We start from the raw sequence: 4,216 nt of genomic DNA on the forward strand, positions 1-4,216 counted from the left end.
CTTCACCTCTCCCTTGATGGGGAGCAAGACAAGTGATGGGGAGCAAGACAAGCGCTACAGCGCCGCGTGTGCCTCTCGGAACGATATCAGCTTGCTGCGGCTTTCGTCCCACAAGGCCAGTTTGACGCAGCGCAGGCTGTCGAGCAGCGTGACGCGGCCGATACCGCGCAGTTCCGGATAATCACGCAGCACTTCCTGCAACCGGTAGCCGGGCACCTTGGCGGAGAGGTGGTGGACGTGGTGGACGCCGATATTGCCGGTGAACCAGTTCAGCACCGGCGGCAGGTCGTAGTAGGACGAGCCGTGCAGGGCTGCGTGCTGGAACTGCCATTCCTCGTCCTTCGCCCATTCGGTCTCCTCGAACTGATGCTGGACGTAGAACAACCAGATGCCGGCCGAACCGGCGAGAATGACGATCGGCAGATGGACGATCAGGAACGCGCGGGGACCGACGGCCCAGATAAGCAATGCCGCCGCAAGCGCAATGGCGAGATTGGTGGTCATCGACGACACCCAGGGCGTAAAGCCGCCGCGCATCATGCCGATGGGCAGCCTTTGCGAGAAGATGAACAACCAGATCGGCCCGAGCCCGAACATCACCAGCGGATGGCGATAGAGGCGATAGGCCAGGCGCCCGCGCCAGGACAGGCGCCGGTACTCGGCGACGGTCAACGTCCTGATGTCACCCATGCCGCGCTCATCGAGATTGCCGGCGCTGGCATGATGCACGGCGTGGGCACGCCGCCAGCAATCGTAGGGCGTCAGCGTCAGGACACCGAGCGCTCGGCCGATCCAGTCGTCGGCAATGCGATTGGCGAAGAACGAGCCATGGCCGCAATCGTGCTGGATCATGAAGATCCGCACCAGGAACCCGGCCGCGGGCAGGATGAGGATCAGCCCCCACCAATGGCCGTAGGCATAGGCGGCGGAAGACAGAGCCCACAGCGAGGCGAAAGGAATGAGGGTAATGGCGAGTTCGAGTGCGCTGCGCCGCCTGTCGGGCTTCTTGTAGCGTGCCAGAATCTTGAGCCAGGCGCGCTTGCTACTGGCCGCCATTTCGGGGGAAATCATGTTCATCAGGAAGCATAGGCAGGGTGCGCCGCCGCCGCAAGCCGGCCTTCACGTAAAGTTACTGTGCGTAATTGTCGCGTAAGGCCGGACGAGGCGCCTACTGCCGCCGCCAGGCGTCGCCATTCTCGACCCGGTCAAGGCGGTCGAGCAATTGCCTGAAACGATCGGGGATGTCGGTCTCCGTGTGGAAGGCTGGCAAGGTGCGCAGAAAGCGCGCCATCGTCTCGGCACCGAGCTGGCGCCGGACCTCCGCGGCGAGCCTTTCGCCCTTTTCAAGCTTTTTGCGGGTCATCATCTCAAAAATCCTGCGTCGGCTCCGAAACTCCTCCAGCAAGGGAATGGTTCCCCCATCACGCCCCTGAGGCAAGCAAAGCCGGCAAGTACGGTAAAATTTGAATTAAAATCGCAGCATCGTCCTGGCGTCTTCAAAGGGCCTTGCGGTTGCTTTCCCCTTGATTTTTGGCCTGCGAACCTCGATATCGGGCACAAAATCCACACCATTCAAGATGACGGGAAACGGCGATGAGCGACCAGGCAAAAGACGAACGCGCGCCCAGTGAAGCCGAGGCGGCCGAGGCCAATGCCGAGCGCACGGAAGGCAGCATCGATGGCGACTATGAAGCGCTTGTACGACTGCTGAAGGAAAACGAAGAACTGAAGGACCGCGCGCTGCGCGTCGCGGCCGAGATGGAGAACCTGCGCCGCCGCACCGCGCGCGACGTGCATGACGCGCGAACCTATGCGGTGGCGAATTTCGCCCGCGACATGCTGTCGGTGTCGGACAATCTGCGCCGCGCGCTGGATGCCATTCCCGCCGAGGCCAAGGCGTCGGGGGACGCCGGCTTCAAGGCACTGATCGAAGGCGTCGACCTGACCGAGCGCGCCATGCTGTCGGCGCTGGAACGGCACGGGGTCAAGAAACTCGCGCCGGAAGGCGAAAAGTTCGATCCCAATTTCCACCAGGCAATGTTCGAAGTGCCCAATCCCGATGTGCCGGCCAACACCGTGGTCCAGGTCGTGCAGCCGGGCTATTCGATCGGCGAGCGGGTGCTGCGCCCGGCCATGGTCGGCGTCGCCAAGGGCGGCCCGAAAATTGCCGCCGACGCGCCGGTCGAGCCAGGGCCGGTCAATGAGCAGGCCGAAAAGGATGCGTGATTAGGGAATAGGGGAGTAGGGCAGGAAAACAGGAAGCCGTATGAATCATGCGGCTTCGTGCTAAACATACTCCCCTACTCCCCTACTCCCCTGCTCCCTTAACCGCATAATTCATGAACCCCATCGCCCTCCTCGACTATGCCGGCGTTGCCGTCTTCGCGGCGACCGGGGCGTTGGCGGCGTCGCGCAAGCAGCTCGACATTATCGGCTTTCTGTTCCTGGCCAGCGTCACCGGTATCGGCGGCGGCACGCTTCGCGACGTTATCCTCAATCTGCCGGTTTTCTGGGTCGCCAACTCCAGCTATGTGCTGATCTGCGCGGCGGTTGCGGTGCTGGCGTTCTTTGGTGCGCACCGTGTCGAATCCCGCTGGAAATGGCTGCTCTGGCTCGACGCCATCGGGTTGGCCGCTTTTTCGGTGATGGGGGCGGCCAAGGGGCTGGCCATTACCGGTTCGCCGGTCGTCTCCGTCATCACCGGCGTGCTCACCGCCACGTCAGGCGGCATCCTGCGTGATCTGCTGGCCGGCGAGCCCTCGGTGCTGCTGAGGCCGGAAATCTACGTTACGGCCGCTCTCGCAGGTGCTGCAATCTTCACGGCTGGCGACGTCACAGGATTGCCGCCGATCGTTTCAGAACTGGCCGGCTTCGCCGCGGCGTTCGCGGTGCGCGGCGGTGCGCTCCGTTTCGGCTGGACGTTTCCAGCCTACAAAAGCCGGCCCGGCCGGCGGCCTGAAGACATTCCCTGAAGAGAGGGAGTAGGGAGTAGGGAGTAGGGAAATTGTCAGTAGTCGCCAAAGCGTGAATCGTGGCGTCTTCACTACTGCCTACTGCCTACTGCCTACTGCCTACTGCCTACTGCCTACTCGCTCACGCCGCGAAGCGCTGCGCTTCGCCGCCATAATAGTTGACGTAGCGGGCCCCGATCTCCTTGACCGGCATCACCACGAAAATGTCGACGGTCGAGAATTCGCGGTCGATGACGCAACCATCGCCGATGCGGGCGCCGACCCGCAAATAGCCCTTGACCAGTGGTGGCATCGCCGCGATCGCCGCCTTGGTGTTGACCGCCTCGATCGGCATCAGGTCCATGGAGCAGTAGCGTCCGGACACAGCGCGCACGTCCCAGGCCGAGTTGGTGCGGCAGTGATGGGCGAGATAGGTGAGCGCCTCGGCGTGCGCGGCCGGCACGGTGCCGTGGAAGGAGGCACAGCCGGTCATCACGCCGATCTCGTAGTGATTGATGTAAGCCCAGATGCCTTGCCACAGCGCCTCGATGGTGCGCTTCGAACGGTATTCCGGCAACACACAGGAACGGCCGAGTTCCAGGAAACGCTGGCCGGGATGACGGGCGATGAGCTTGGTCAGCTCGAATTCGCCTTCGGAATAGAAGCCTCCGGCGGTTGCCGCGATTTCTTGCCGCAGCAAGCGATAGGTGCCGACGATGCGGCGGTGCTCAGGGCCGGAAAGCGAGGTATCGAGGACGAGGAGATGGTCGCAGAGCGGGTCGAAGCGATCGGCGTCGCGGCGGTCCTGCGCCTGGAACAGATCCTTCCTGGCGCCAAGCTCGTCATAAAATACACGGTAGCGCACTTCCTGCGCGGCCGCGATCTCGGCCTCGTTGCGGGCGAGCCGCACTTCGAGATTGCCGATACGGCCGAGCGCTGCGCCTTTTATGACGGAATCGACATTACGTCCGGCGAGCAAGGCGCTGCTGGCGTTCGGCCGAGTGTCACATTCCGGCATAACTGTATGCACGAGTGATTCTCCTTCGAGCCATCCCTCTTGGCACGGGGATACGGTGTAGGTGCAACAGGATTGTGACAGTACCGTGATACGGCGTCTCGGGCAATACTTCGTCGGCTGGCGAAAACGGTCAACCGGCTATGTTGCGGCACAAGAGCCTACGCGCGTTGGCTTCGCGGGCGCCCGAAACCGGGCTGCTTTTTTTGGCGGGCTTCGTCAGCCATGCACCGGGGAAAGGCGGCTCAAG

The 4,216-nt window shown here is 62.8% G+C and carries 5 protein-coding genes; 2 read left to right on the forward strand and 3 right to left on the reverse strand.

What is annotated here, in order from left to right; translation table 11 throughout:
* Nucleotides 1-54: 54 nt before the first annotated feature.
* Both EOA36_RS29215 and EOA36_RS29220 read right to left on the reverse strand, forming a co-directional pair.
* Nucleotides 55-1,077: a fatty acid desaturase gene (locus tag EOA36_RS29215; RefSeq protein ID WP_127280460.1), complete on the reverse strand. Its 1,023-nt coding sequence runs from the start codon at nucleotides 1,075-1,077 to the stop codon at nucleotides 55-57.
* A 91-nt stretch (nucleotides 1,078-1,168) separates the two neighbouring features.
* The gene (locus tag EOA36_RS29220) at nucleotides 1,169-1,366 is read right to left on the reverse strand and encodes a hypothetical protein (RefSeq protein WP_127280461.1); all 198 of its coding nucleotides are present in this window, start codon (nucleotides 1,364-1,366) and stop codon (nucleotides 1,169-1,171) included.
* A gap of 227 nt (nucleotides 1,367-1,593) precedes the next feature.
* Between EOA36_RS29220 and grpE the strand changes: the two genes are divergently transcribed.
* Nucleotides 1,594-2,226, forward strand: a complete 633-nt coding sequence (gene grpE, locus EOA36_RS29225; RefSeq protein ID WP_127280462.1) for a nucleotide exchange factor GrpE — start codon at nucleotides 1,594-1,596, stop codon at nucleotides 2,224-2,226.
* A gap of 113 nt (nucleotides 2,227-2,339) precedes the next feature.
* The gene (locus EOA36_RS29230; protein WP_127280463.1) at nucleotides 2,340-2,972 is read left to right on the forward strand and encodes a trimeric intracellular cation channel family protein; all 633 of its coding nucleotides are present in this window, start codon (nucleotides 2,340-2,342) and stop codon (nucleotides 2,970-2,972) included.
* A gap of 121 nt (nucleotides 2,973-3,093) precedes the next feature.
* On the opposite strand, the gene EOA36_RS29235 is transcribed toward EOA36_RS29230, so the two are convergent.
* Nucleotides 3,094-3,969: a GNAT family N-acetyltransferase gene (locus EOA36_RS29235; RefSeq protein WP_167531310.1), complete on the reverse strand. Its 876-nt coding sequence runs from the start codon at nucleotides 3,967-3,969 to the stop codon at nucleotides 3,094-3,096.
* Between the last annotated feature and the right edge of the window lie 247 nt (nucleotides 3,970-4,216).

This window comes from Mesorhizobium sp. M8A.F.Ca.ET.021.01.1.1, from assembly GCF_003998025.1.
Classification (GTDB): Bacteria; Pseudomonadota; Alphaproteobacteria; order Rhizobiales; family Rhizobiaceae; genus Mesorhizobium.

Coding starts and splice junctions, on each gene's coding strand:
- EOA36_RS29230 (WP_127280463.1), top strand. CDS start 2,340: ATGAACCCCATCGCCCTCCTCGACTATGCCGGCGTTGCCGTCTTCGCG.
- EOA36_RS29220 (WP_127280461.1), bottom strand. CDS start 1,366: ATGATGACCCGCAAAAAGCTTGAAAAGGGCGAAAGGCTCGCCGCGGAG.
- grpE (WP_127280462.1), top strand. CDS start 1,594: ATGAGCGACCAGGCAAAAGACGAACGCGCGCCCAGTGAAGCCGAGGCG.
- EOA36_RS29235 (WP_167531310.1), bottom strand. CDS start 3,969: ATGCCGGAATGTGACACTCGGCCGAACGCCAGCAGCGCCTTGCTCGCC.
- EOA36_RS29215 (WP_127280460.1), bottom strand. CDS start 1,077: ATGAACATGATTTCCCCCGAAATGGCGGCCAGTAGCAAGCGCGCCTGG.